We start from the raw sequence: 4,230 nt of genomic DNA, 5'->3' as shown, positions 1-4,230 counted from the left end.
CCTTTTATCTTTTACACAATTATATGGACTTTATCTTAATTTCAATTTGTTATTTGATAGTAGAAGGATTGTTACAGACAAATTTTGATGGAAAAATGAAGTTAATGGACTATTTTGATGAACAAAGAATGCATCAGTTGTATGAAAAAATTATTTTAGAATATTTTCGAAAAGAATTTCCTGAAATATGTTCGAGTGCTTCGCAAATCCAATGGCAATTGGATGATTATTTAGATTATATGTTATCGATTATGCAAATAGATATTATGATGACCTATGACAATAAAGTGTTCACTATTGATGCAAATATTATAAAAGTGAAGTAATAACACAATATGATACATATAAACTCCACTCAAGTAACTTATATCAAATTTTTACTTATGCAAAAAATGCAGATTTGAGATTTCAAAACAAGAAAGTCTCAGGCACGCTTCTTTACGCGAAAACAAATAAAGGAATGACTTTCGATAATAACTATTTAATGAGTGGGAATCAAATTAGTGTCAAAACTCTCGATTTAAATGTTGAATTTAATGACTTTCGAAGACAACTTAATCTAATAGCTGAGAATTATTTTGAAATTAAACGATACTGATATTCAATTAGAACAGTTGATATTAACCGAGTGAAAATTGTGAATAATTATGATGAAGTAAAAAAATATAATTTTAATCGTTTTAAATTTAATCCATTGGTTCGATTTATTTTACTCGGATCTATGCTTTATTTGAAACATGCAAAAAGAGAATATTTTTTAATGTTATATGAAAGATAGAAATAGAAGAAGTTTTTAAAGTGAGACTGAATAACAATGGACAGAAGATTTAAATTTGGAAATAGCTATTTTGTATTGTATATTTGGGTTGTGGATTGTTGCTTTTAGTGAAGATAATGTGTGGAAAGAGAAAGAAAAAACGTATAATAATGTTATTGAATTGTTAAGAGACACAACTCGTTTTTAAAAATTTGGTTTAACTCTTTCAATCATCAGTTCATTAGTTATGTCATACTATCTATACCAAGATGATCTAAAGATGTATCTAAAAATATTTTCTAATTTAACTAGTTTCGTGAAGAGTTTGATGAGCTTGCCTTTATTTTTAATTGCTGTAGGAATAAATGCATGGTTCATTTACTTTTTGTTAAATCGAGTATTTGGTATTTTAATTTCGGTGAGAAAGGTCCGCAAAACAGACGTGTTAGTAAAAGTTCTATGGATTAAAAAAATCGTTCATAAAAAAACGTATGATAAAAAATTGTATTTAGTATTTGCTCAAGATAAGCGCACATATGTAGCTAATGCTATTTATGAACGAAAACTGAGTAATTTAGAAGGCTATCGATTTGAGTATACCGTTTCAACCAGTCTATTTGGAACAGAGTACATTAGACACCTACCTAAAAAATATCTGATTATAAAGAAAAAACGAGAACGATAACGAACGAAGATTTACTTGATTCTTATGAAGTAATGGAAATTTAATTGGGATTTACTGATCGTAAAAGTAATAAAATATAAAAAGGAGTTTAAAAATGAAAAATCAAGAGCAATCAAATGATTTTGTTGAAATGAAACAATCTGATAAAAATCATAATTTAATTGAAAGAACCGAAAGTATTTTAGAAAAAACTCGTCAGGATATAGAAAAAAAGCAAAATATGAGTATACCAATTGCAGAATTAGCATCCTTTGGTTCAACAATTGCGGAGTTTGTTCCTCAATTTAGAACAATGACAAATTCAACAACTAAAAACTCACCAAAGAAACTATATGAAGTGGTAAATCAGGCTGATGAATACTTTTTACAAAAAGGTAAAGATGGTAATTATTGGGGATCATTAAGAGGTCCTAAGGGTGAAAAAGTTTTTGCGAAATGGCGAGAAGTTTCACCCAATGTCACTTCTACAACGGTCATGCCCATTAATCCAGCAACTTTTTTAATGGCTGCAGCAATATTTTCATTAGATAAGAAAATGGATAAGATGATTGAAATTGAAGAGAAAATTCTTTCTTTTTTAGAAATTGAACAGGAATCTGAAGTTGAAGCTGATGTAGAGATGTTAAAGAATATTATGAGTAAATATAAAACAAACTGGGATAATGAGCATTTCGTTTCTAATAACCACAAATTAGTAATTGATATTCAAAGAGCAGCCCTAAAAAATATTAATCGCTATCAAAAAAATTTGAATAATAATTTAAAGGGCAATTCTTGGTTGTCCACTCAAATTAAAATTCATTCAAAATTAACTGATTTACAAAAACAATTCAATTATTATCGTTTGTCTGTTTATACGTATGCATTAGCAAGTTTATTAGAAATTTTATTGAGTGGCAATTTTGATGAACAATATATTGTTGAATTGAAAAAAGAAATCAATAGTCATGCGTTAAACTATCGTAAAATATTTAGTGATTGTTCAATTCAGTTAGAAAGATTAAGTAAAAAAGCAGTTGAAATTAATGTGTTAAAAGGGATTGGATCAGTGAGTAAAACAATTGGCGAAGTCATTGGGAGCATACCGATGATCAAAGAAGGTCCAGTGGATGAGCTACTTCAAAATAGCGGCAAACAAATGCAAGAAAATGCAAGTGTTATTGAAGAAAAATCAATTAAAAAATTTGCCTCGTTAAATAATCCTGGCACAACAATATTTTTAGAAGAAATGGATCAGATTATAAAAATCTATCATCATACATCAGAGATTTATTTTGATGATAATAAGGTTTATTTAATTGAATAGAAACTGTATAAAAAGGCACTCTAGATAAAAAATGAGTGCCTTTCAAATTAGGTGTGAAGAATAATACAAGTTATGGAAGCTGATATTTCTCGTGCATTCGATGCATCAATTGTAGGAATAGCGAGAATAGAGTATATTATTTTGACAATCAGTATTTTATGACTATTGTTTAGTTTAAAGAAAACAATAAAATAGAACATAGCAAAAATATTATAAGGACTCAATTTCGAATGGATTGAGCTTTTTTGTTATTTTTTTAAATCATATTTTATGATTGTATTTTGAATGGTATGATAAAAATATGATAGATTTATCAACCTTTTAAGGAATGAGTTATTATTCGAATTTTTCATTAGGTTGAATGTTAAACAGTTAGGAGAGTAGTTGTTTTATGTCAAAATTTCAATTTATTAAAAAAGTTGAGGGGCTTATTCGACCAAAGGATATTGCGATTTTACAGTTAGTCGCTCCTTTAATCCAATATATTCCTAGTCAATTTCAGAATAAAATGATAAAAAAACTGCTGTCAAAACACCTTATATGGGATTTGTTGTAGAACCATATAGTACATTTCTAGTTTACGAAATCGTTGATCTTGAATGGGATAAACAACTCACTCCAGATGGGTTTGAATTAGTCAAGACGAAAATATTTGAAGATTCTGAACCAAATTATTATGCCATTTTTGGTATATTTAATGTGCACACCAGTGCGTTTTGGGGCACACGTTTAGAAGTAAATATTATTGCTAAAAATAAAAGAAATAATTTAACAAGTGGGGTTATTATGGATTATGATGCGAATACGTTAAGCCATGATATGCAAAAGGGAGTGGTAGACTCAATTACCAATCAAGTTCTGTTTACAACGGATTATGACAGTAATATTATTGTAGACATTACCAATGAAAAAAATCTCGTTCACTCGTTTTTAATGCCCCACTGAAGCATGCTGTTTAGCGATTAATAGGAAGAAAATTATGGGTTGATGGAAATCTTTCAGTCGGTTATGGAAGAAAATTATCGAATAATTCATCTGAAGTTTTTTCACTTAAATTTAATCGTAAAGAAGTGGAAAAAGATTTTGAAGTGCCACTAAGTGAAGTGAATATCATTGAAAACACTTGGTTTAAAGGACTGTATAAAGATACTCCAACATATCTAGTATATTTTCCATACGCACAACATTATCTCTCAGATAGTCCTGGACATTATAGCCATACTGGAAGCGAGGAAGAAATGATTCAGCAATATAAGTCATTAGATTTAGCAGCTATCCCTGAATATTCTGTAGAATCTTATCGACAAATGTTCAAAGTAGGTTTTATTGTTAATAAATTATTTATTTTACTATTAATAATTTCTCTTATTTTTTAAATAAAAGAGTATAATTTTGAACTGCTCCCTGTCAAGTAGACAGGTAAAAAATAAATTTTATGCACCTATGGTTTTTCATCCATAGGTGTTTTTTATGCTGGAATGG

The 4,230-nt window shown here is 28.6% G+C and carries 5 protein-coding genes and 1 pseudogene; all 6 read left to right on the top strand.

Annotation, left to right across the window (positions count from 1 at the left end):
* Positions 1-326 (top strand): annotated as a pseudogene (locus L866_RS09595) (5-methylcytosine-specific restriction endonuclease system specificity protein McrC); the annotation flags it as partial.
* A gap of 507 nt (positions 327-833) precedes the next feature.
* Positions 834-965, top strand: coding sequence for a hypothetical protein (locus L866_RS09835; RefSeq protein WP_281170808.1), 132 nt, complete (start codon positions 834-836; stop codon positions 963-965).
* A gap of 72 nt (positions 966-1,037) precedes the next feature.
* Positions 1,038-1,442, top strand: a complete 405-nt coding sequence (locus tag L866_RS0108010; RefSeq protein WP_025730843.1) for a hypothetical protein — start codon at positions 1,038-1,040, stop codon at positions 1,440-1,442.
* Between the two features lie 94 nt (positions 1,443-1,536).
* The gene (locus L866_RS0108005; RefSeq protein WP_025730841.1) at positions 1,537-2,748 is read left to right on the top strand and encodes a hypothetical protein; all 1,212 of its coding nucleotides are present in this window, start codon (positions 1,537-1,539) and stop codon (positions 2,746-2,748) included.
* A 540-nt stretch (positions 2,749-3,288) separates the two neighbouring features.
* A complete protein-coding gene (locus L866_RS09750) occupies positions 3,289-3,693 on the top strand; it encodes a hypothetical protein (RefSeq protein WP_245578453.1) in 405 nt (134 codons plus the stop codon).
* A gap of 125 nt (positions 3,694-3,818) precedes the next feature.
* On the top strand, positions 3,819-4,124 hold the full coding sequence (locus L866_RS09745) for a hypothetical protein (RefSeq protein WP_245578452.1): 306 nt from the start codon (positions 3,819-3,821) through the stop codon (positions 4,122-4,124).
* Positions 4,125-4,230 lie beyond the last annotated feature (106 nt).

Source organism: Atopobacter phocae ATCC BAA-285 (genome assembly GCF_000526675.1).
Classification (GTDB): domain Bacteria; phylum Bacillota; class Bacilli; order Lactobacillales; family Aerococcaceae; genus Atopobacter; species Atopobacter phocae.
The sequence above is the reverse complement of the archived record's forward strand: the minus strand, read 5'-3'. Positions and strand labels throughout refer to the sequence as shown.

What these genes read in the sequence shown, in the direction of transcription:
- L866_RS0108010 (WP_025730843.1), top strand. Translation starts at nt 1,038, where the DNA reads ATGTATCTAAAAATATTTTCTAATTTAACTAGTTTCGTGAAGAGTTTG.
- L866_RS09750 (WP_245578453.1), top strand. Translation starts at nt 3,289, where the DNA reads ATGGGATTTGTTGTAGAACCATATAGTACATTTCTAGTTTACGAAATC.
- L866_RS0108005 (WP_025730841.1), top strand. Translation starts at nt 1,537, where the DNA reads ATGAAAAATCAAGAGCAATCAAATGATTTTGTTGAAATGAAACAATCT.